At 69.9% G+C, this 22560-nt stretch carries 15 protein-coding genes and 1 pseudogene; 3 read left to right on the forward strand and 13 right to left on the reverse strand.

What is annotated here, in order from left to right; genetic code table 11:
* Positions 1-213: 213 nt before the first annotated feature.
* On the reverse strand, positions 214-1830 hold the full coding sequence (locus ACLBYG_RS04170; protein ID WP_447680690.1) for an FAD-dependent oxidoreductase: 1617 nt from the start codon (positions 1828-1830) through the stop codon (positions 214-216).
* Between the two features lie 127 nt (positions 1831-1957).
* Here ACLBYG_RS04170 and ACLBYG_RS04175 point away from each other — a divergent pair.
* A pseudogene (locus tag ACLBYG_RS04175) lies at positions 1958-2392 on the forward strand (IS481 family transposase); the annotation flags it as partial.
* Positions 2393-2853: 461 nt separating this feature from the next.
* Here ACLBYG_RS04175 and ACLBYG_RS04180 read toward each other — a convergent pair.
* Both ACLBYG_RS04180 and ACLBYG_RS04185 read right to left on the reverse strand, forming a co-directional pair.
* Positions 2854-2988 (reverse strand): hypothetical protein, encoded by a 135-nt coding sequence (locus ACLBYG_RS04180; RefSeq protein ID WP_020091093.1) that lies wholly within the window; start codon positions 2986-2988, stop codon positions 2854-2856.
* Between the two features lie 118 nt (positions 2989-3106).
* Positions 3107-3373 carry a hypothetical protein gene (locus ACLBYG_RS04185; protein WP_056532273.1) on the reverse strand — a complete coding sequence of 89 codons (267 nt, stop codon included), beginning with the start codon at positions 3371-3373 and terminating at the stop codon, positions 3107-3109.
* A 984-nt stretch (positions 3374-4357) separates the two neighbouring features.
* On the opposite strand from ACLBYG_RS04185, the gene ACLBYG_RS04190 reads away from it, so the two are divergent.
* Positions 4358-4582: a hypothetical protein gene (locus ACLBYG_RS04190; protein ID WP_020091090.1), complete on the forward strand. Its 225-nt coding sequence runs from the start codon at positions 4358-4360 to the stop codon at positions 4580-4582.
* 488 nt (positions 4583-5070) lie between these two features.
* On the opposite strand, the gene ACLBYG_RS04195 is transcribed toward ACLBYG_RS04190, so the two are convergent.
* From ACLBYG_RS04195 to ACLBYG_RS04205, 3 genes are all read right to left on the reverse strand, one after another.
* Positions 5071-6399: an HlyD family type I secretion periplasmic adaptor subunit gene (locus ACLBYG_RS04195; RefSeq protein WP_132368515.1), complete on the reverse strand. Its 1329-nt coding sequence runs from the start codon at positions 6397-6399 to the stop codon at positions 5071-5073.
* A complete protein-coding gene (locus tag ACLBYG_RS04200) occupies positions 6396-8120 on the reverse strand; it encodes a type I secretion system permease/ATPase (RefSeq protein ID WP_100251533.1) in 1725 nt (574 codons plus the stop codon). The genes ACLBYG_RS04195 and ACLBYG_RS04200 overlap by 4 nt, the downstream gene beginning before the upstream one ends.
* Positions 8121-8225: 105 nt before the next feature.
* Positions 8226-10835, reverse strand: coding sequence for a beta strand repeat-containing protein (locus ACLBYG_RS04205; RefSeq protein ID WP_447680691.1), 2610 nt, complete (start codon positions 10833-10835; stop codon positions 8226-8228).
* A 483-nt stretch (positions 10836-11318) separates the two neighbouring features.
* Here ACLBYG_RS04205 and ACLBYG_RS04210 point away from each other — a divergent pair, with 483 nt between their 5' ends.
* Complete coding sequence (locus tag ACLBYG_RS04210; RefSeq protein ID WP_447680692.1) at positions 11319-12599, forward strand: family 16 glycosylhydrolase; 1281 nt, start codon at positions 11319-11321, stop codon at positions 12597-12599.
* Between the two features lie 179 nt (positions 12600-12778).
* On the opposite strand, the gene ACLBYG_RS04215 is transcribed toward ACLBYG_RS04210, so the two are convergent.
* From ACLBYG_RS04215 to ACLBYG_RS04245, 7 genes are all read right to left on the reverse strand, one after another.
* The gene (locus ACLBYG_RS04215) at positions 12779-13726 is read right to left on the reverse strand and encodes a hypothetical protein (RefSeq protein WP_447680693.1); all 948 of its coding nucleotides are present in this window, start codon (positions 13724-13726) and stop codon (positions 12779-12781) included.
* A gap of 211 nt (positions 13727-13937) precedes the next feature.
* Entirely contained in the window at positions 13938-17126 is a 3189-nt protein-coding gene (locus ACLBYG_RS04220) for an efflux RND transporter permease subunit (RefSeq protein ID WP_447680694.1), read from the reverse strand.
* A gap of 131 nt (positions 17127-17257) precedes the next feature.
* On the reverse strand, positions 17258-18430 hold the full coding sequence (locus tag ACLBYG_RS04225; protein WP_042672342.1) for an efflux RND transporter periplasmic adaptor subunit: 1173 nt from the start codon (positions 18428-18430) through the stop codon (positions 17258-17260).
* Between the two features lie 64 nt (positions 18431-18494).
* The gene (locus tag ACLBYG_RS04230; RefSeq protein WP_234081793.1) at positions 18495-18773 is read right to left on the reverse strand and encodes a hypothetical protein; all 279 of its coding nucleotides are present in this window, start codon (positions 18771-18773) and stop codon (positions 18495-18497) included.
* A gap of 567 nt (positions 18774-19340) precedes the next feature.
* Positions 19341-19616, reverse strand: a complete 276-nt coding sequence (locus ACLBYG_RS04235) for a CsbD family protein (RefSeq protein WP_020091080.1) — start codon at positions 19614-19616, stop codon at positions 19341-19343.
* A gap of 175 nt (positions 19617-19791) precedes the next feature.
* On the reverse strand, positions 19792-20307 hold the full coding sequence (locus ACLBYG_RS04240; RefSeq protein ID WP_091927770.1) for a hypothetical protein: 516 nt from the start codon (positions 20305-20307) through the stop codon (positions 19792-19794).
* 7 nt (positions 20308-20314) lie between these two features.
* Entirely contained in the window at positions 20315-22435 is a 2121-nt protein-coding gene (locus tag ACLBYG_RS04245; RefSeq protein ID WP_447680695.1) for a M48 family metalloprotease, read from the reverse strand.
* Between the last annotated feature and the right edge of the window lie 125 nt (positions 22436-22560).

A 22560-nucleotide genomic window follows, 5' to 3' on the forward strand; every position in this document is an offset into this window, starting at 1 on the left:
CGGCGATCCTCGGAACCGGAGCACTCCTCACCGCCCTGCGGGCGTGAGAGCACGCGACACCGCGCGCGCCATCACCGCTCAGCACCAACACACCAAACCACGTTCTCACACAGCCTCCACCCGAAACAGTCTGGCAGATAGTCAGCAGAGCTTCCCAGAAACGGCCGTTCGTCGATCCGGCGCTCCGATCGTGTGCGTCCCGGGCGGCGAACTCTACGACCGAACGTGCTCCCACACCTTGGAGATGACGACCGATCCCTCGCCGACCGAGGCTGCGACCCGCTTGACGGAGCTGGCGCGGACGTCGCCGACCGCGAAGATTCCCGGATGCGACGTCGCGTAAGGCGAATGCGCGCCGATCGCGTCTCCGGTCAGGACGAAGCCGTGTCCATCGAGCTCGACGAGCCCCGAGAGCCAGCCGGTATTGGGGGCGGCGCCCACCATGACGAACACGGCGCAGGTCGAGATCCTGCGCGTCGCTCCGTCGGCGACGGTGCGGATCGTCACCGCGTCGAGATGGTCGTCGCCGTGCAGGTCGGTGACTTCGGCCCCGTACTCGATCGTGATCGCCGGGTCTGCCTCGAGCCGGCTCGACAGGTACCTCGACATGGAGGTGGCGAGCGATTGCCCGCGCACCAGGAGGCGAACGTGTCGCGCTGAGCGGCTGAGATACATCGCAGCTTGGCCCGCCGAGTTGCCGCCGCCAATAATGATTGCCTCGGCATTCCGGCAGTAGCGCGCCTCGATCTCCGTCGCAGCGTAGTAGATGCCGGCGCCCTCGAACGCTTCGAGGCGGTCGATCGGCAACCTTCGGTACTGGACGCCGGTCGCGACGACGACGGCCTGTCCCCGAACGCGCCGGCCGTTGTCAAACGTCGCACAGAACGATCCGTCCTCGAGCTGCTCCAACTTCGCCACCCGTCGCGGCATCGCGAAGCGAGTGCCAAACTTCATCGCCTGGATCTCGCCGCGCCAGACGAGGTCGGCGCCCGAGATCCCGGTCGGGAAGCCCATGTAGTTCTCGATCCGGCTCGATGTGCCGGCCTGACCGCCGATCGCCACATCCTCGATGACCAACGCGCGCAGCCCCTCTGCACCCGCATAGACGCCCGCTGCCACCCCGGCCGGCCCGCCGCCCACGATGAGGACGTCGAAGGCCTCGTCGTCGACGAGGTTGTAGTCGAGGCCGAGCAGCCGCGCGACCTTGGCGGGCGTCGGCTCGGTCACGACCACGTCCCGGCCGAAGATGACCGCCGGTCGGTTTGCCGAGATCGAGCAGGCCGTTGCGACGCTTGCCGCCTCCGGGCTGCCCAACGGATAGGTCCTGTAGGGAAGCCGGTTGCGGCTCGCGAACTCGGCGATCCGCCGTACGCTCCGGTCGTCGTCCTCGCCGATGAGCACGAGCGTGCCGTCGTGCGAGTCGAGCTGCCGCCGCCGCCGTGCGGCGAGGACTGTGATGATGATGTCCGACATCTCCGGGATCTCGGACATCAGTCGCAGCATCTCGGGGCGCGGCACCTCGGTGACGACCGTATCTGCGCTCGCCCGCATGGGCATCGACCAAACGCCGCCGTTCAGGAACGAGATTTCGCCCATGAACTGGGTCGGACCGAGGGTGGATGGGAGATGGCGCTCGTCCGTGAAGGGATTCACGACTTCGATCTCGCCGGCCTCGACATACACGAAGCGATCGGCTGGATCACCGGCACGGACGAGAAAGACGCCTGCGGAGTAGTGCTTCTCGGCCCCGATCGCCCGCAATGCGGCGACATGCGATGCAGCGAGGGGTATGCGCTGCATCTCCCGCAGGTCACGGCCGATCGTTTCCAAGGGTCGCTCCCGTCGTAGGCCATCCGCTGCGGCGCAGCATCGATGGCTCGGCCGCTACAGGCAAGACCCTCGATGTTTGATCCCGCGGTGTGGTGGTACGGTCGATCGTCATGCTGCGAGGGATGCCCCGACGACAGTCCAGAAGTGGCGAACGCGGCAGATGACAGGTGATGCCGCTATGGGGCCGAAGCAGCCCCGTTCGACGGTTCTGACCCCAGCGGAGGAGGTCATCATCGTCGCCTTCCGCCGGCACACCCTGCTGCCGCTGGACGACTGCCTCTACGGCCTACAGCCCACGATCCCGCACCTGACCCGCTCGTCGCTGCACCGCTGCCTGGAGCGGCACGGCACCAGGCGCCTACCGGACGGAAGGCGACAAGCCCGAGAAGAAGCGCTTCGCCGATCACCCCATGGCTACATGCACATCGATATCGCCGAGGTCAGGACAGAAGAAGGCAAACTCGACCTGTTTGTGGCCATCGACCGAACCTCGAAGCTGGCTTTCGCCAAGCTGGAAGCAGAAGCGAACCGCTACACGGCATCGGACGTCCTGCGCGCGCTGACGAGACGGAGGGACTGGGTTGCCGCTGCGAAAGCGCAGCGATTCTGCTACCCTGCGCACAGCCGTCGCCGCTCGGTGGCGCACCTCAGCGCGAGGCAAGTCGATCATGCATAGCGCGGCGATCAGGTGGCTCGTTGTCGCGCTCGCGGGCTTCGTGAGCACCGAAGCTGTCGCGCGGCGTTCTCGAGCGAGCAGCCCCGCCCCGCGCGGCGCGACTGCGTTCTCCCCCTTCGCCTTCGCGCGGCCGCCCAATACCGCGCCGCGTCCCGCCGGCGACGGGATCATCCACTGGAACACGCCGAACAAGGACGGCAACCTCGGCGGACCCGGAACAGGGGGAGGGGGCGGCGGTGGAGGCTGACCCCGCTCAGCTTCGCCATCGGGCGCCCGTGGTCCCGCACCCCGTCGCGGAAGGGGCGGCTCGGAAGCAGTGGCGGCAAACCCTCAGGCAGGGACGCCTGTCAGACCGCACTCAGGCCCATCAGCACGACGGCCATTTGCCAGCCGACCACCAGCATCGCGGCGATCCACACCACCGTCGCCACGCCGCCCGCGACCATGATCATCGTGAGGAAGCGATCCATCCAGGGACGCATGGATTGATCCTGAACCGACACTGTCTCGATGTGAGCCATGATTCACCGTCGCATCAGCCTACCGAGGCGATGTTCGCAAGCTTGGTTCCTGCGGCGGAGCACACAGCCCGCCCGCCAGTCAGGCATACAGGAGGTAGAGCACGGTCGCCGGAGCGATCACGACATTGGCTGCGCCGAGGCACACGAGAATCGTCACGGCTGTCGCATGGAGGTTCGGCCTGTTCTTGAACATCCATTCCGCAGGGAACGCGAGTACTGTGATCGGCAGCATGCAGAGGACGATCGAGATCCACAGCAGTGCGCCCGGCACGAAAATGAGGAGACCGAGCCGGCTTCTGGGCAACCACTCCGTCCGTTGATCGCGTGCAAGGATGGCTTCCGACATCTGACGCGCCGCCCCCTCTTCCAGATGGCTAATGCAACTAAAAGTGGTATATGTCGGATTAGCGTCACCTCAACGGGAAATCCACCGGCGCCTCGGGTTCGGATTACGCAGAACCTGAGCAGCACCCGCTGTTGGGTTGCCCACCTGCCGATGGGCCTGTGAACACAGCAGGATGGCGGCGCCCGACAGAGTGACCGGTAACGCGTTCTCGCCTCAGCGGCGGCGTGCGACCCTCGCCGCGACCCAAGGTGAGGCGGGCGCGGGTCTCAGCAGCGCGTCTCCGGCCTCGAACCTCGCCACCTCATGGTCCGTGCCGCCCCCGGACCTGCTCTGAAGCGGGCTGTAGACCTCCTCAACACGGAGAAGCCCGATACCCGGAGACCGAAGACACGGAAGACCCGCGGAGGCCGCCTACGCTGCTGGGCACGAGGCCCGCGTCGGTGCTGAGCGGCAGACCGCTCCTTCAGCCTGTTCCGAGATGCGGCAGGGCTTGGCTGACGTCCCGGCGGTCGGCCTCTCGCGAAGGACCGCGATGAGAGCGATATCGCGAAGCGGGAGACCGGAATCCGAGCGCTCCGGCCGGCGCAGGTCGATCCTGCCAGCCTCATGCAACAATCGGAGCAATCCTCGCGACATCCAGCTTGACCATAAGGCCGCCTCGGAACAGCCGAGCTGACGGGGCCACGATGACCAAGCCGATCACCCTGACGAACCGTCTCGTCGACGCCGTCGTGACGGCCGCCATGGCGTTCAGTCTCGTCGTGCACGCCCAGGTCATGATCCTGCCGCCGCACTTCGTGTGACGGACGATCGAACGTGGAGGATGCCGAATGGTCTCACCCGCTGTCGCGCGCGTGAGAAGGGGCCGTCGGCCCCGGCTCGGCAGTGCCGAGCAGCTGATCCCTCGCGAACCCAGCAGTTTGCCACATTGAACCATCACCGTTTCATGCACGTATGCGTTGTATATGGAGCTTGGAGGTTGTGATGCAGGCATCCGAATGCTGCATCATCCGGGTATCTATCGCCGCGAGCCTCGGCTGGCTCATCGCGATTACCCTGATGTGGAAGCATGGCGTGCTGGCCGCGCTGATTGTCAGCCCCCTGTTCGGGACCGCGGCGGCGATCGCCGCCATGACCCTGTTCTGGTTCGTGAGCCTGTTCGTCTCCTGCGAACCCATCGGGCCGCGGGCGTCTGACACCAACCGGTAGCAGGATCGGAGAAGGTCGCAGCGCCGAGCCATGTGCACCGGGATCGGCACGGCGCCGGCCGGCGCCCGATCGGAGCCGGGCGCGTCGGGGCGTGTCAGGTCCGCATCCTGCGAGGAGCAGGCGCAGCTGCTAAGACGTGGCCATGAAGCGGAGACCGCCTGACCGACGCACGACGATCGCGATTCTCGCGGTCACCGCCGCGCTCGCAGCCGTGCTCGTTGTGAGGCTTCGTGACCCCACGCCTCCGCACCGTGGCCCCCTGCCCAGTGCGTCCGCCGCCAGGCGATGAAGCTCCACAGCCCGCGTTGAACAAATGCAGCGGGTGGAAGCGGAATACCTTTCCGCATGCGCGCCGCCCGCGAAGGCGGACGTGCGTTGCCCGTGCTCGGACCGGCGTTTCGCCGAGCGCGACACAGTCGGTCCTGTAGGGATCGGCTCCGCGATCTGGGCAGGTTCCGTGACCGTCCATGCGGGCGACCGGGCGGATCTCACTTCTCCCGGAACGCCCGCCGGGCTTGATCGACGAGCGGCTTGGTGAGGTAGGACAGCACCGTTCGGTCAGCCGTGCGGATGAAGGCCTCCACGGGCATGCCGGGCATCAACTTGGCCCCGTCCAGTCGCTTCATCTCCTCCTTCGTCACGCCCAGGCGAACGAGGTAGTAGAAGCTGCCGGTCCGCTTGTCCTCGCTCACATCGGCCGCGATCCGGGTCACGCGCGCGTTGAGCTCGGGTGTCGTCCGCTGGTCGAAGCTCGGGAAGCGCAACCCCGCGGCCTGACCGGTCTGCAACCGGTCGATGTCCTGCGGCGCCACACGAACCTCCGCGACGAGGGAATCCGCGGTCGGCACGATCAGCATGATCGGCTCGCCCGGGGAGATCACACCGCCGCGGGTGTGGACCGCGAGTTCGTGCACGTAGCCGGTCTGCGGCGCGCGGATCTCGATGCGCTGCAGCTGGTCGAAGGCCGTGATCCGCTGCTCGGTCAGCGTCGCCGCCTTGGCGCGGTTCTCGGCCAGCTCCTTCGCGACGTCGCTGCGGAGATTCTGCTCGAGCTGGATGATCTGCAGCTCGGTCTCCGAGACCTTGCCCTTGGTCTGCGCGATGTTGGCGACGAGGACGCCGCGCTCGCCTTTCAGGCGGGACATGTCGCGCTGGAGGCTCGTGAGCCGGGTCAGCTGGATGAGGTTCTTCCGCCAGAGATCCTCGACACCCTCGTACTCCCGCCCGATGATCGCGGTCTCCTGCTCCTTCGCGGCGGCCTGCTCGGACAGGCCTTTGATCTCCTCGTTCAGCTGCCCGACCCGCTCGCGGAGCTGCGCCTTCTGGCCCTGGAGCGCGTCCTGTCGGAAGCGGAACAGCTTGCGCTCGCCGTCGACGATCCGGGCCACATCCGGTCCGGCTCCCTCGAGTTCGGGGGCGATGGCGAGGCTCGCGCGGCCGTCGCGTTCGGCCTCCAGCCGGGCATTGCGCGCCGCGATCTCCCACAGGCTCTTGGTGACGCTGTCGTAGGTGGCCTTGGCGGTGGTCGCGTCCAGGCGGACCAGCAGGTCGCCCGCCTGGACGCGCGCGCCCTCCTGAACCGACAGTTCGGCGACGACGCCGCCGGTCGGATGCTGGACCTTCTTGATGTTGCTCTCGACCACCAGCGAGCCCGTGGCGATGATGGCGCCGGACAATTCCGTCGCCGCCGTCCAGGCCCCCGCGCCCGTGGCGACCACGATCACGGCGGCGACGCCGGCGACGTGCCGCCGCAAGGAGCGGCGCGTCTCGTAAGTCGGATCCGTAGCCGGCCCGTCAGGCGTGCGATCCGTCGTCATGCGACCCTCGTGGGCGTCTGCCGCGTCAGGGCGTTCAGCTTCGACAGAACTTCGTCGCGCGGGCCGTGCAGCTGCACGCGCCCGTCCCCGAGGACCAGGATGCGATCGACCGCCGCCAGGGCGCTCGGCCGGTGCGCGATCACCACGACGATGCCGCCGCGGGCGCGCACGCCCTGCACGGCGGCGGACAGGGCGCGATCGCCGTCGACGTCGAGATTCGAGTTCGGCTCGTCGAGGACCACGAGGAACGGATCGCCGTACAGCGCCCGCGCGAGCGCGATCCGCTGCCGCTGACCCCCGGAGAGGCCCAGGCCGCCGGTACCGACGCGGGCGTCGTAGCCGCCCGGCAGCCGGAGCACGACCTCGTGCACGCCGGCGGCCCGGGCAGCCGCCAGCAGGGCCTCGGGGTTGGGCTCGGGATCGAAGCGCGTGATGTTCTCGGTGATCGTGCCGTCGAACATCTCGATGTCCTGCGGCAGGTAGCCGACCGCGCGCCCGAGGGCATCGGGATCCCACTGATCGATCGCCGCGCCGTCGAGGCGGATCACGCCGCGGTTCGGGCGCGCCAGCCCGACGAGGGCACGGGCGAAGGTGGACTTGCCGGAGCCGCTGGCCCCGATCACCCCGAGGGCGCTTCCGGGCGCGAGGGCGACGTTGACGTCGTGGAGCACCAGGGTGTCGGTCCCGGGCGCCGCGATCGACAGGGCCGTCACGCGCACGCTCTCCCGCGGCGCCGGGAGCGGCGTGAGGGCGGCGGGCTCCCGCCGGGGCAGGAACGCGACGAGGCGGCCCCAGGCCTGCCGGGCGCCCGAGAACGACTTCCAGTTGGCGATCGCCAGGTCGACCGGGGCGAGGGCGCGCGCGGACAGGATCGTGGCGGCCAGCATCACGCCGGCCGTCGCCTCCTCGCGCACCACGAGGAAGGCGCCCAGGCCGAGGATGCCGGATTGCAGCACCGTGCGCAGCAGGCGCGCCGTCGTGCCGAAGCCGATGGCCAGGTCGTTCCCGTACGCCGCGACATCGAGGTTCCGCCGGGCCCGAACCTGCCAGAGCTCCGCGATGCGGGACCGCATCCCGAGCGCCGAGAGCAGCGGTGCCGTCCGGTGCGCCATGTCGGTGAAGGACCGGCGCTCACCGGCCGTTCGGACGGCCTCCTGGGTGGACGCGGACGAGGCCCAGTCCGTGAGGATCGTCAGCACGCACAGGAACAGGGCACCCCCGGCCACCGCCGCGCCGAGCCAGGGATGGAACAGGAAACAGACCGCGACGTAGAGCGGCACCCAGGGCAGGTCGAAGAAGGCGCTGACCGCCATGCTCGACACGAAGCCGCGGACGGTGTCGAGATCGCGCAGGGCCTGGGGCCCGTCATCGCTGCGCGGCATCTCGGCGCCGCGGACCAGCAGCGTCCGGAAGATCCGCGGACCGAGGCGCTCGTCGACGAGGCGCGCGAAGCGCGCCAGGATCCGGGCACGGAAGATCTCGAAGACGCTCTGGATCACGAGCAGCATCAGCGTGATGCCGGCGAGACCGACGAGTGTCGCGATGCTCCGGCTCGGCAGCACCCGGTCGTAGACCTGCAGCATGAAGATCGGGGCCGTGAGCATCAGCAGATTGATCAGACCGCTGACGATCATCACGGTGATCAGGCACGTGCGCCCGGCCCTGACGGCGGACCAGAACTCGCGCCGCTTCGCGACACGCAACACGCGTTCATCGGTCACAGGTCGATCCCTCGGCTTGGCACGTCAGCGGAGCGGTTCGGGCCGAAGCGGGTCGGGTCCCGGCGTCGCGGAAGCCCCCGCCGCGTCGGCGGCGGGGGCCGCGTTTCACAGGCCGAGCAGGTGCAGGCCGCTCGTGGCCGTGTGGGGAGTCGGGTCCGTGTGCTGGACCTCGGTGTGGCCGCCGAGATCGATCGTGGCGACGCCGAGATCGACGCTCACGCCCTGGGCGGCGCCCGCCTCGGCCGGCGCGGCGGAGGTTCCCGACACCGCGTCCACGAGGTGGCCGACGAGGGAGTCGGCACCGCCGCCCGTCTGCGGCAGGTGGATGCTGTCGCCGCTGAGCAGGTTCGCCGTGGCCAGACTCGGCTGATCGGCGCTCACCGCGACCGCGCTCACATCGACGGTGTGGGCCGGATCGGCGGCGGGCGTGAGCACGGCGACGTCCGCCACCGGCGTCGAGGTCGTCGGGCCCGCCGACACGTCGATCAACGGATGGGTCTCGGCTCCCGGCTCACCCGACGTGCCGCCGGTGAGCGTGCCGAGCAGGTTGCCGACGGCGCTCGCCGCCCCACCGGTCTCGCCCCCGCCCAGGACCGTGGTCACGGTCGCGACGACGCCGTCGACCGGGGAGCCCGCCTGATGGCCGTCCCCGCCGGCCGCGGGAAGGATCCCCGCCACCGAGCCCACGACGCCGCCGGCCGCCTCCGTCACGGACCCGAGATCGCTCGCGACCTGCGCCACCGCGGGACCTCCGTCGCCGTTCAGGACCGCGCCCGGCAGGTTGACGACATCGGTCACGAGATTGCTCGACCCGCCGAGCTCCCCCAGGCCGACCGTGGTTCCGAGGTTGATCACGGCGTGGAGCGGGTCGTTCAGGACCGGCACATCGTGGCCGACCTGTTCCAGGGCCGCATGGACGCCGTCGATCAGCGTATTGGCGACGTCTCCGACCGGCTGCAACGGCGCGTTCGTCCCGAGCAGCGCGCCGGCCGCGCCGGAACCCGGGCCTCCGTTCAGGCCGCCCAGGAGACCGTCGAGGGCTCCGGTACCCTGGTCCCCCGTCAAGCCGCCGAGGGCGGAGGTGACCGGTGCCAGGAGACCGCCGACCGGCAGGCCGGATCCGAGACCGCCGCCTGCCGAGTCGAGGAGGCCGGTCGCCGAGCCGACGACGCCGCCCAGCGCGCCCGCCACGTGCCCGAGGTCGTCGACGACCTGCGCCACGCCTCCGGGCGCGTTCCCGGTCAGGATCGCGCCGGGCAGGTTGATGGTGTCGGTGAGCAGGTTGTGGCTGTCGCCGAGTTCCCCCAGTCCGACCGTGTTGCCCAGCGCGATCACCGCGTGGAGCGGGTCGTTGAGGAGCGGCACGTCGTGTCCGACCTGCTCCAGCGCCCCGTGGACGGTGTCGATCAGCGTGTTGGCGACAGCGCCCACCGGCTGCAGCGGCGCGTTCGGCCCGAGCAGGGTGCCGGTTCCGTCCGGAGCGCCGCCGGTCACGGTGCCGAGCAGGCCATCCACCGCGGCGGTGACGGGGGTGAGGAGACTGCCCGCGCCCGGCGCGCCCGCTCCCCCCAGGTCGCCGACGATGCCGGTGACGCCGCCGAGCAGTCCGCCGGCCGCACCGGCCACCGCGCCGACATCGCCGAGGATCGGGGACAATGCGCCGAGCCCCTGGCCGCCCAGCAGGGCACCGGGCAGGGCCGCGGCGTCGGTCAGCAGGTTTCCGCCCTCGCCCAGATGGCCGAGACCGATGGTCTCGCCGAGATTGGTCAGGCCGTGGACAGCGCCGTTCAGCAGCGGGACCTCGTGCCCGAGATTCTCGAGGGTCATGTGGACGTCGAGGACGGCGGTGTTCGCGAGATTCGCGACCGGAGCGAGAAGGCCGCCCGACGCGAGCAGTCCGCCGGCCGTCGCGGCTCCGGTGACGGAGGTGATCAGCGTGTCGGTCGCTTCGAGGACGGAACCGAGATCCGCGAGGACCGGCGTGGCCGAGCCGAGGCCGCCGCCAGTGAGGAGCGATCCCGGCACGGCGAGCGTGTCGGTCAGGAGATTGCCCGCCTCGCCGATGCGACCGAGGCCGACCGTCTCGCCGAGGCCCGTGAGGGCGTGGATCGGCGCGTTGAGCACGGGGACCTGATGGCCGACATCCTCCAGCGTCGTGTGCAGGTCGAGGACGGCTTGGTTGAGAATCCCCACCGCCGGCGCGAGCGTGCCGCCGGAGCCGACAAGGCCGTTGCCGGCCACGGGCAATGCTGTGACAGTATTCAGCAAGGTTCCGGCAGCCTCGGCGACCTGCCCGGCATCGTTCAACACCGGGACGACGCTGCCGGCATCGGTCGGGTTGGCGACGGCGCCCGTCAGGTCCGTGATCAGGTTGCCGGCCTCGCCGATATGACCGAGCCCGACCGTCTCGCCGAGATTGGTCAGACCGTGGAGCGGGCCGTTCAGCGCCGCGACCTGATGACCCGCGTTCTCGAGCTGCGCATGGGTGTCGAGGACGATCTGGTTCGCGGTATCGGCCAGCGCGCCGGGAAGCAGTGATCCGCCCTCGTCCGCCGCACCGACGTCGACGGCACTCTCGATAAGCGAGGTAATCGGACCGAGACTCGTCAATTGGCCGGTCGACAGTGCGGTGGAGGACAGTAGCGCGCTGGACCCGACCAGCCACTCAAGCGAGCGTGACGACGGGTTGAGCGCGGCGAGAGGGGACGACGACATGGGCACCTCCGGTTTTGATGCGTAACCGGCAGTACAATTATGGGTTGCAGACCCGAGCGTCGGTAAAGAATACCGAGCCGGCGGCCTGCCGTTGCTGCGTGCGGCCGGTCACGACACCGCCGAGGGAGGAGGTCCAACCGCGTCGCGCTTCGGTCGCGGACAGCAATATGCGTCGCCGAAATGACGTGCTCGACGATCATTTGTATTAGTGTTGCGTATATAAAGTCAGCCAGAATGGCAATGTTCGTTGTAATCCTAAAATCTCGGAGGATGAAGGGAATATATTTTCAAATATTCGCTGTCGATCGGCTCCTCCGTATCGATCTGCTCGGATCGACGGCGGCATCCCGCGCGTCGTGCCATCGACCAGACGGTGCCCGGCAATCATCGTCGGGACCCAGGTGCCCTGTTTTCCGATGCAGCTTATGATTGTATCGTGCGGCGCGGCCACTTCAGTGCGTGGCGCGAATGGGCAGGTGATCCGTGGCCATTGATCCGAGGAATCTCGTCCAGACGGCGACACTCACCTACAGCCAGGACTTCGACACGCTGCAGCTCTGGGACGGCACTTCGGGTCTCGACACGTCCGGCGGCCCGCAGTGGAGCATCCACGTCACGTCGACCGGGACGCGGCCCTTCAATCAGGAGCAGCAATGGTATGTCCGCGCCGATCAACCCGACGGCAGCGCGCTCCCGAACCCGTTCCGCGTCCACGACGGCATCCTCACCATCACAGCCGCGCCGTCGGATCCGTCTCTGATCCAGGACCTGGGGGATCAGCCCTACACGTCGGGAATGGTCAATACCTTCCACAGTTTCAGCCAGACCTACGGCTATTTCGAGATGCGGGCCGAACTGCCCGCCGGTCAGGGCTTCTGGCCGGCGTTCTGGCTGCTCCCGGCGGACGGTTCCTGGCCGCCCGAGATCGACGTGATGGAGATGCTCGGGCACGATCCCGGCACGCTCTACACCACGGTGCACAGCCTGGCGCCCGGCCAGACACCCGGCAACCACACGATGAGCCAGGGGATCTCCGCAGTCGCCGACATGAGCGGCGGCTACCACACCTACGGCGTTGACTGGCAACCGGACACGCTGACCTTCTACTTCGACGGACAGGAGATCTATCGTACGCCGACGCCGGCCGGTCTGGACAAGCCCATGTACATGATCGCGAATCTCGCCGTCGGCGGCTCTTGGCCGGGCGACGCCGACGCGTCGACGCCATTTCCCGCGCAGATGAATATTGACTACATGCGGGCTTATCAGGCCAGTCCGGGTGCCGCGGCGCTTGAGCCGGTTTTTCACTTCTACGACGCCGCCTCAGGACGGCATTTCTACACGGCAAGCGCTGCAGAACGCGCGCAAATTGAGAGCACCCCGTCGGGCTACGCCTATCAGGGCGTGGGCTGGGCCGCGCCAGTGTCGTCGTCTGCCACGGCTGACGTCTTTCGATTCACCAACCCGACGACCGGCGACCACTTCTACACGACCAGCACCGCGGAGCGCGACGGGCTTCTCACGGGCGGTTCCGGCTACAACTATGACGGTGTTGCGTTCGACGCCTACGCGAGTTCGACCGCCGCGGGATCGCAAGCGTTGACCGTCGAGCGGTTCGTCAACACCGAGAGCGGACGGCACTACTACGCTTCCAGCGCCGATGAGATCAGCTACATCGAGCAAGGTCACGCCGGAAGCGGCTGGATTGATGAGGGTCATGCCTTCACGTTGCATGCTCCGACTGCGAACATGTTCGGCATGTAACGGCCTTTTCGGAAGACCTGCTCCGAGGCAGCCAGTCCCACTTCTCGTCTCGACCGGGCCGCTTCCCGCCCGTCGGCACCGGCGGTTCGGTCCCTCGACTGCTCCACCAGGGTCGCGTTCTCGGCGCCTGTCCGCCCACCCTGAGGCTCGCAGACCGCGGTGCGGCGACAGGGCCGCGATCAGAAGCTGTACCCGACGCGCAACCGCATCTGATGGCGGTCGAAGCTCGACAGGTCGAGCGGGCCGGGCTCGCCCGTGGCCTGGCCGGCGACCTGGAAGCTCCAGGTGAACGAGGCCCAGGCCTGTGGTGACAGGGTCATGTAGGCGGTCGGTCCGAGATACACGGCCTCGCCCGCGAGCCGGTCGAGCGCCACGCCGTCGTAGGTCCGGGCATAGCGTGCCTCGCCGCCGAGGAAGAGGCCGGGCCGGACGCAGTAGGCCAGCGCCCCCGCCACCTCGATCCCCGATCCGCGCACGGGCGCGTCCATCAGGGGCAGCCGCGTCGTCGAGAGCGCGAAGCCGACATTGACGGCGGCGATCAGCTTGCCGGGGATGATCTCGCGGTCCGCCAGCAGGCCGATCTCGGTGCCGAAGCTGCGCGCCGGCACGCCCGTCCCGCCGTCGACGGTTCCGTAGCCCGGCACGATGTTGAGGGTCAGGCCGAAGGGGGCCGTCCGGCGATCCATCAGGCGCACCCGGGTCTCGAGGAAGCCGCCGTTGAAGCCGCCCGTGGTCCGGGCCGGGGTTCCCGGCGCGCCAATGTCGTAGGCGTTGAAGGTGAGGCCCGGGGCCAGGCGGAAATCGTTGGTCAGCGGCACCTTCAGGGCCAGGGAACTGTCCACGGTCAGGAAGCGGGCGACGCGCCGGCCGAGGCGCCCGCTCGTCTCCCACTCCAACTCCGCCTCCCCGGGAACGCCGAGGTCGCTCCCCTCGGTGAAGCCGAACAGATGCTCGCTGTCGAGGTCGCCCGGCGTCAGGTTCTCGGCGGCGGTGGGCAGGGACTGGGCCAGTGCCGGCCCGAGCGCTGCGGCCACCCAGAGCGCGGCGGCCAACCCGAGCGCCGCGGCGAGGCCGCACAGGACCGATCCTGGAGCCGAGAGGCGACGCGGAGCGCCGATGTGCGTCATAGCCCTGACCCATCATTATAGCTAATGCTATATCTAATAGGATGGGCGATGTAAGGCCGTCAACGGTCGAGCATGCCGGACGCGTGGTCTTTGGAAGTCCGGTCGCGGATCCGGCGCCGCGCGTCGGAGGGAACGGCGTCGCGCGGTGACGGAGGCGCGGGGCGATACCCGCTGGGCGCGGAGCGGAACCGCGCCGCGTCCGCGCTCCGGCTCACGCCGGTCCGGTCTCGGGGGTTGGCCCGGCCGGGGGCGGGGACGCGACGGGCCCGGGCTGCCCCCGGCGCGCGCGGCGCTCCTCGATCCGCTGCAGGATCACGTAGAAGGACGGCACGAACAGGACCGCCAGGCAGGTCGAGGCGAGCATGCCGCTGAACACCGTGATGCCGATCGACTTGCGCGCCGCGGCCCCGGCCCCGGAGGCGGTGACGAGGGGCAGCACGCCGAGGATGAAGGCGAACGAGGTCATCAGGATCGGGCGGAAGCGCAGCCGCGCCGCCTCCACGGCGGCAGCCGCGATGTCGAGGCCGGCCTGCCGCTTCTCGCGGGCGACCTCGACGATCAGGATGGCGTTCTTGCTCGCCAGCGCGATCAGCAGGATCAGGCCGATCTGCGTGTAGAGGTTGTTGGCGACGCCGAGCAGCAGCAGCGCCCCGACCGTGCCCAGCAGCGCCAGCGGCACGCCGAGCAGGACCGCCAGCGGCAGGATCCAGCTCTCGTACTGGCCGGCCAGGACCAGGTAGACGAGGAGGATGGCGAGGGCGAACACGAGGTAGATCTGCGCGCCGACCGCCTTCTCCTGGTACGACATCGCCGTCCAGTCGTAGCCCGTGCCCGGCGGCAGCACCTTGGCGGCGATCTGCTGCATCAGGTCCAGCGCCTGCCCGGAGCTGAAGCCCGGCGCCGCCCCGCCCACGATCGTCGCCGTCGGGTAGAGGTTGTACAGGCTGATCAGGGACGGCCCCTGCACGGACTTGATCTCCACGACGGTGCCGAGCGGCACCATCACGCCGTTGCCGGCGCGCACCTTCAGGTTCTCGACGTCCTCGGGGCGGAGCCGGTAATCGGGCGCGGCCTGCACGTAGACCTGGAAGGTCCGGCCGAACTTGTTGAACTGCGTGACGTAGGACGACCCGACGTAGCTCGAGAGGGTCGAGAAGACCTGCCCGACCGTCACGCCGAGGGCCTCGGCCTTGACCCGGTCCACCGCGATCGCGATCTGCGGCACGCCGGCCCGGAACGAGGTGTTGAGCTTCCGCAGCCCGGATTGCGAGTTCCCGTCGGCGACGACCGTCCGGGCGAGGCTCTCCAGCAAGGGGTAGTCGAAGTCGCCGTTGCGCAGCTCGATCTGCATGGTGAAGCCGCTGGCGTTGCCGATACCCTGGATCGGCGGCGGGATCAGCACGAAGGTGTCGGCGTCCTCGACGCCCTCCAGCATCGTGTTGAAGCGCTCGTAGAGGCTGCGCAGATCCTGGCCTTTCTCCTTGGCCCGGACATCCCAGTTCTTGAGAACCACGTAGGCGACGCCGGCATTGGGCAGGCTGGCGCTCGAATCGAGGACCGAGATCCCGCTGATCGAGAGGACGTTGTCGACGCCCGGCGTCGCCTTCGCCTGGGCGCTGATCCGCTGCATCACCGCGTCGGTGCGCTCCTTCGAGGCCCCGTCCGGCAGCTGCGCACCGATGAGGACGTAGCCCTGGTCCTCGGTGGGCAGGAAGGCGGTCGGCAGGCGGGTCAGCCCCCATCCGGCGAGCCCGATCAGCAGGAGCGCCACGGCGACCATGAGGCCGCTGCGCCGGACCATGGTGGCGATCAGCCGGGCGTACCAGCCCTCGAGGACCCCGTAGACGCGGTTGAAGCCGCGGTAGAACACGTTCCGCTGCTCCGGCGGCACCGGCTTGCGCAGCCACAGGGCGCACTGGGTCGGCTTCAGGGTGGCGGCATTGATCGCGCTGATCAGCGCGGTGGCGGCGATCACCAGGGCGAACTGCTTGTAGAGCTGCCCGGTCAGGCCGGGCAGGAACGCGGCCGGCACGAACACCGACATGAGCACCAGGGTGATGCCGATGATCGGGCCGAACAGCTCCTCCATCGCCTTCTCGGCCGCCGCCCGGGGCGAGAGGCCCTCGTCGATGTGGTGGGAGACCCCCTCGACGATCACGATGGCGTCGTCCACCACGATGCCGATGGCCAGCACGATCGCGAACAGCGTCGAGAGGTTCACGCTGAAGCCCATCGCTGCCATGGCGGCGAAGGCGCCGATGATCGTCACCGGCACCGTCGTCGCCGGCACCAGCATGGCGCGCCAGTCCTGGACGAAGACCAGGATGACGATCAGGACCAGGACGGCCGCCTCGAACAGCGTCATGTAGACCTCGTGGATCGAGGCCTGCACGAACTCCGTCGTGTCGAACGGGATGGCGTAGACGAGGCCCGACGGGAAGGTCTTCGCGAGCTCGGCCATCCGGGTGCGGACCGCGTTCGCCACCGTCAGCGCGTTCGCCTCGGGCAGCTGGTAGATGCCGATGCCGGCGGCGGGCTGCCCGTTCAGCGTGAACGACTGGCTGTAGGTCTGCGCGCCGAGCTCGACGCGGCCGACGTCGCGCAGGCGGGTGATGCGGCCGCCGTCCTGCGCGTCCGCCTTGACGACGATGTTCTCGAAGTCCGGGGCATTGTTGAGCCGGCCGTTGACGTTGAGCGTGTACTGGAAATCCTGCCCGGCCGGGACCGGCGGCATCCCCACGGCGCCCGCGGTGACCTCCTGGCTCTGCTGCTGCACGATGTTGATGATGGCGTCGGGGGTGAGGCCCCGGGCCTGCACCAGGTCGGGATCCAGCCAGATCCGCATCGCGTACTGGCCGGCGCCGAAGACCGTGACGTTGCCGACGCCGGGCAGCCGGGCCAGCTCGTTCTGCACGTTGATGACGCCGTAATTCGACAGGAACAGGCTGTCGAACTTCCCATCGCTGGCCGACAGCGTGACGAATTGCAGGACCGCAGTGGATTTCTTCTGGGTCGTGACGCCCTGGACCTGGACCGCCTGCGGCAGCGACGACATCGCGATCGCGACCCGGTTCTGCACCAGCACCTGGGCCTGATCGCCGTCCGTCCCGATCGCGAAGGTGACCGTGAGGGTGTAGGTGCCGTCGCTCGCGCTGGTCGACTGCATGTAGAGCATGCCCTCGACGCCGTTGACCTGCTGCTCGATCGGGAGCGCCACCGTGTCGACCACCGTGCGGGCGCTCGCACCCGGGTAGCGGGTGGTGACCTGGACCGTCGGCGGCACGACGTTGGGATACTGCGACACCGGCAGGTTGAAGAGCGACACCGCGCCGATCAGTACCATGACCAGGGCCAGCACGTTGGCCAGGACCGGCCGCTCGATGAAGAAGCGCGAGATCATGCCGTTGGCCCTCGGTGCCGGCGTCTCAGGGGCGGCCCGCCGCCAGGGCGGGACGCGGGGTGGCGGAGATCACTGTCCGATCGTCGGGCGTGTCGGCCTCGTCGGCAGCGCCGGGACTTCCGGACGACGGCTCACCGCGGGAGTGGCGCCGGGTCGGGCAAGGCTTCGGCCACCGCCACCTTCTGGGGCGCGACCTTCGCCCCGGGGATTGCCCGCTGGATGCCGTCCGTGACGACCCAGTCGCCGGGTGCGAGCCCGGTCTCGATCACCCGGTAGCGCCCGTCCCGGGGCCCGAGCGTCACCACCCGCTGCGAGACCGTGTCGTCGGCGCCGACCGTGAGCACGTAGCTGCCCTGCTGGTTCGTCCCGATGGCGTCGTCGCGCACCAGCAGGGCCTTGTCCTGGCGCCCGACCGGGACCCGGACCCGAACGAACAGGCCCGGGAGGAGCGCGTGGTCGCCGTTCTCGATGAGCGCCCGCGCCATCAGCGTGCCGGTGGACGGGTCGACCTGCGGCGCGAGGTAGTCGAGCTTGCCGGCATGCGGATAGCCGGTCTCGGTCTGCAGGCCGATCTCCACGGGGATCCTGGATAGGTCGCCCAGCGTCCGATGCGTCGCGAGCAGGTGCTCCTTGACCAGCAGCACCTGCTGCTCGCTGATGTTGAAGTAGACGTAGAGCGGATCGATGCGCACGAGCTGCGCCAGCTTGGTCGGTCCGCTGATGCCGACGAGCGCCCCGACATCCGCGAGGTGGTTGGTGACCACGCCGTCGAACGGTGCGGAGACCTGCGTGTAGCCGAGATTGATGGCGGCGATGTCGAGGTTGGCCTGCGCCTCCATGACGGCGGCGCTGGCTTGGTCCTGCTTGGTCTTCGCGTCCTCGACGCGCGCCTGCGAGGCGAATTCCTGCCGGCCCAGCGTGGACTGGCGCTGATACTCGGACTGGGCATTCGCCAGGGCGGCCTGCTGCGCCGCCAGGGCGCCCTGCGCCTGCTTGAGCTGCGCCTCGTAGGTGTTGCGCTGGATCGAGAAGAGCGGCGTGCCCTTCTTCACGACGGCGCCGTCCTTGTAGGTGATCGCCTCTAGGAAGCCCTGGACCCGTGCCTCGAGCTCGACGGCCGCGAACGCCTTGGTGTTGCCGGTGAGCTCGAAGTAGCGCGTGACCGTGCGCACGAGCGGTTGCGCGACCGAGACCGTCGGCGGCGGTGGGGGAACGTACTGGTTCGCATCGCGGCAACCGGCGGCGAGGCCCGCGATGGCCGCCAAGGCGAGGAGACGGAGGGATCCGGGAAGCTGCAGCACGATCGGCACGGTCGACCCTCAACGTGAGAGCGTTACGGGACGGTCTTCGGTCACGGTCCTGACGTGGCTACTGATCGTCCTCGGCCTTGGCTTCCCGGGCGAGGGTCAGGCACTCCAGCAGATCGACGTAGCTGGGCAGGCCGTCGAGCTGGGCCTCCGCCGCGCAGCGCGTCCGGTCGACCGCCGGGAAGCTGGACCACTTCTTCGCCACCTCGGCACGGGCCGACCCCTCGTCCTGGAGGCAGAGCTTCTGCCGAACGGGATCGAGGGTCATCGCCGTCGTCGCCGCTCGGCAGCTGCCGTGAACGTCGAAGACCGGCATCTTGTCCGAGACCGGCGTCGTCAACGCCAGCTCCAACAGCAAGGCGGGGACAGCAAACATCATGATCGGCACACCCGCGCGTCGCGTCGACCGGACGGTCCGGTCGATCCTTGTTCTGGCGGCCCCGCACGGTTGCCGTGCCCTGCAGCAATACAGGTTCGATACTCAAGACCGGCCCGATTCGGTCGCCTATCCTGTATCGATAGCATATGTCGCGGTTAAGTTGTTGCAACAAAAATCGTTATCAACCACGGCGCACTACCTAAAGCGGTGGCGTCCGGCAGAGCGACCGTATGATTTCTGTGATGTCTGCCAAGTGAGTAAGATAGAATGAAAAATTGGAACGTTTGCTAAAATAATGAGAGCTTTCCCGCGTAATAGGTCGATTGAGCGAGTACGCAGGGCAACTGTACGATCGCTCGGGCCGCGGGCGCCGGCGCCAGCCTGGCGCTGTCCGTCGCGCCCGGCGCGGCCAGTGGCTCCGGCTCCGGGACAGGCCGAAGCGCTGACGGTGTCCGTCATGCCGGCCGGCGAGACCGTTTCGATCGGTGCGGCGGGCCCCGGCCGCGCCGCGGCCGGGGCCCCACCCGCCTACTTGTCGAGGGCGTTCTCGACGGCGTCCTTGGCCTTGCCGCGCTCCTGCTGGGCCTGGCCCCGGAGCTTCTGGTCGCGCCCCTCGGCCTTCAGCGCCTCGTCGTCCGTCAGGTTGCCGACGCCGCGCTTGGCGCCGCCGACCGCCTCGTTGGCGAGGCCCTTGAGCCGGTCGACCGCGCCCGCCGTCGTCGGCGTGTCGTCGGCCAGCGCCGGGCCTGCGAGGGCGAGGCCGAGGAGGGCGCCACGAAGCGCCGTCTTGCGGGTGCTGCTCATCCGGTTCTCCCGAGAGGTTCGAGGGAGCGCGGTCTGACCGACCGTCCGCGCCGGCGCAATGACGCACACGTACCGGATCGCCGGACCGGCAACCGGTACGGCACCGGTCCGCCGGTTCGGGCGTGTCCCGTGGCGCGGACGGCCCTGCGCGGCCGAGATCCCGGCGCGGGGCCGGTCAGGCGGCGGACCGGAACGCCGCGCGCCCGTTGCGGAGGATCGAGATCAGCGCACCGACGAGGCCGGCCAGGATCACCCCGTCGATCGTCAGGAGGGTGATCGCCCGGTTCCACAGCCGGTCGAGGCCGAGATCGGTGGTGACGGACTCGGGATGCGCCGGGTCGGCCATCACGCCGATCGTGTAGTCGCCCGCGTGCAGGCCGGTGAACACGTAGTTCACCCGGCGGGTCACGCTGCCCTGGGGCGTCCGCAGCGAGAGCGTCGCGTCGCAGATGTGGAACACGAGCTTGGTGCTGCACTTGCCGTCGCTCACGCGGGCGTTCGGGACGGGCCGGGCGGCCTCGCGGACCTGCCAATCCGAGATCAGCACGGGCGCCGTGTAGACGGCGCTGGCTGCCAGGAGGCCGCCGAACAGCACGAAGCCGAACAGCACGCCCAGGATGACGGTCCAGCTCGCTCGGTCGGGCGGCAGGCGCAGGGTCTCGGCGGTCTCGGGCTTGGCGGGCGATCCCATGCGATCCTCAAGCAGGCAGGGCTTCGGGAGAGGGGGTGTGGGCGGCGACGGTCGCGCGCGCGGCGCGCTCGGCCAGGGCGCGGCGGGCGTGGTGCGCGGCCTGGTAGCGGGCGATCAGGTCGGCGAAATCCTGCGGCTTCATCCCGCGCGGCAGTCCGACCGTGAGGGTCACGATGCGGCGCTTCGCGTCGAGCTTCACGGGGTGCCGCCCCGGGGCCCGCTCCGGCCAGTCCGCGCCCGGCGGCAGCAGCAGGCGGGTGACGATGCCGGCGCGGCTCAGCGACATGTCGAGATCGGCGACGGCCTCCCAGGGGATCACCCTGTCGAGACCGGGCGCCGTCAGCCCCGCGGGGCTCAGGATCAGGGCGATCGGCTCGCCCCGTGACAGGACGAAGGCGCCCGCCCCGCCGAAGGCGGCCGCGAGGGCCAGGGCCACGGCCGCCACGATCCGGGCCTCGTACGGCGACAGGCCCGGGATCCGGAACAGGGCGAGCGCGAGCGCCGCGGCGGCGAAGAGGCCGGCGCTGGCGGCCAGCGTGAGGCCGCGGGCGCGGTGGCTGGCGCGCAGCACCCGTTCCTCGGTTCCGATCTCCGCGGCGGTCGCCTCCAGATGTGCGCGGGCGGCGGTCTCCCGCGCGCGGACCGCGCCGAGGAAGTCCCGCGTCGCGGTCCGGCACAGGCCGTCGGGGTCGGCGAAGTAGGCGGCGAGCTGGTCGCGGGCCCGGGCCGGCGGCGCGGCTCCGGCCGCGGCCAGCAGGTCCGCGTCCATCGCCAGCCCGAGGGCGGCGACGCGGTCGCGGGTCGGCGGGTGGGTGTCGGTCGGGTGGGCCTGCTCGTCCTCGAGGCGCGCCGCGGGATCCTCGAGGCCGCGCGCGATCGCGCCGTCGAACGCCGCCGCCACGAGGTCGGCGGCGGCCGTCTCCGGCGCGTCGGTCGCGGCGTCCAGGGTCTCGACGACGCGCGGGCGCGCGGCGCCGTAGCGCAGGAGCGCCCGGGCCGAGGCGTCGGGGGAGGTCACGGCGGCGCCGGCCGCGTCGGCCGCGAACTCGCGCACCCGGCTCCAGTGGCGCACGGCGAGGTGGAACTGCTCCATCACGAACAGGCCGAGGCGGATCGACGGCCCGAGCACGCCGAGCGCGCCGCGCTCGCGCTCGGCCATCGCGTCGAGGGAGCGCCCGACGCCCGCGTAGATCGGCAGGAAGCGCTGGCTGTATGCGGTGTCCCCGCCGGCGTAGTGGGCGAGTTCGTGCCCGAGGATCGCCGCCGTCTCGTCGACGCGCAGCAGGGCGAGATAGGGCAGGGGCACGTAGAGGATCCGGCCGTCGAGCCGCGCGCCGCCGGGCTCGAGCACGGCCGGGCCGGCGCTGACGAAGAAGCCCTCGGTGAGGCCGACGACCAGGGCCTCGGGCTTCAGCGCGCCCATCCGGTCGGCGAGCGCCTCGACGAGGCGCCAGAGACCCGGCGCCTCGGCCGGCGCGATCCGCCGCCCGAGGATCGGCAGCGGGTCGGGCGCGAAGGCGACGAGGGCCCGGCGCAGGCCGATCAGGGCGCCGCACGCGGCGAGGATCGTGGCGCCGACCGCGCCGGCCGCGATCGCCAGGAGCTTCACGCCGCCGCCGCTGAGGCCGCCGTCGACGAGCAGCCCGGCCTCGAACAGGACCACCGCCACGAGGCCGGCGGTCGCCGCCACGATCTGGGCGGCGAGGGCGGGCGGAAGCAGCCGCCGCACCAGCGAGAAGCCGCGGACCAGGGCGTCGCGCGACCCGCGTCCCAGCTGCCCGAGCAGGCCGCCGACGAGCAGAACGAGCACGGAGAGCGCCGCCGCGATTCCGCCGCCCGCGACCGCGACCGCCGGCAGCCTGCGCCGCCAGTCCATCACGGCGGCGAGGGTCCCCGCGTGGTCGCGGATCTCGCGGGCCTTCACCGCGGCGTAGGGGCCGCCGTAGAGGCGGCCGTCGTGCCGGAACTGCAGGCTGAAATCGGGGCGCCCGTCCCGCGGAGACCGCGCCTCCAGATCCGCCACGACCGCGCCGAGGCGGTCGCGCTCGGCCGCGAAGGCCCGCCAGTCGTCGAGGCCGCGCTGGCCCTGCCAGAGCCCGATCAGCAGGATCGCGAGCGGCAGCAGCACGGTCGCTGCCAGGAGCCCGGCGAGGGCGCGCGGTCGCGAGCGGTCGCGCGGGGGCGCTGCTTCGGCGATGGTCGGCTCCTGATGGCGAGACGCGGGCGCGGCAGGGCGGGCGCGGCAGGATTGCG

This window comes from Methylobacterium sp. D53M (assembly GCF_053345625.1).

What these genes read in the sequence shown, in the direction of transcription:
- ACLBYG_RS04220 (WP_447680694.1), bottom strand. Translation starts at nt 17,126, where the DNA reads ATGATCTCGCGCTTCTTCATCGAGCGGCCGGTCCTGGCCAACGTGCTG.
- ACLBYG_RS04190 (WP_020091090.1), top strand. Translation starts at nt 4,358, where the DNA reads ATGCAGGCATCCGAATGCTGCATCATCCGGGTATCTATCGCCGCGAGC.
- ACLBYG_RS04240 (WP_091927770.1), bottom strand. Translation starts at nt 20,307, where the DNA reads ATGGGATCGCCCGCCAAGCCCGAGACCGCCGAGACCCTGCGCCTGCCG.
- ACLBYG_RS04180 (WP_020091093.1), bottom strand. Translation starts at nt 2,988, where the DNA reads ATGCGTCCCTGGATGGATCGCTTCCTCACGATGATCATGGTCGCGGGC.
- ACLBYG_RS04195 (WP_132368515.1), bottom strand. Translation starts at nt 6,399, where the DNA reads ATGACGACGGATCGCACGCCTGACGGGCCGGCTACGGATCCGACTTAC.
- ACLBYG_RS04205 (WP_447680691.1), bottom strand. Translation starts at nt 10,835, where the DNA reads ATGTCGTCGTCCCCTCTCGCCGCGCTCAACCCGTCGTCACGCTCGCTT.
- ACLBYG_RS04235 (WP_020091080.1), bottom strand. Translation starts at nt 19,616, where the DNA reads ATGAGCAGCACCCGCAAGACGGCGCTTCGTGGCGCCCTCCTCGGCCTC.
- ACLBYG_RS04185 (WP_056532273.1), bottom strand. Translation starts at nt 3,373, where the DNA reads ATGTCGGAAGCCATCCTTGCACGCGATCAACGGACGGAGTGGTTGCCC.
- ACLBYG_RS04215 (WP_447680693.1), bottom strand. Translation starts at nt 13,726, where the DNA reads ATGACGCACATCGGCGCTCCGCGTCGCCTCTCGGCTCCAGGATCGGTC.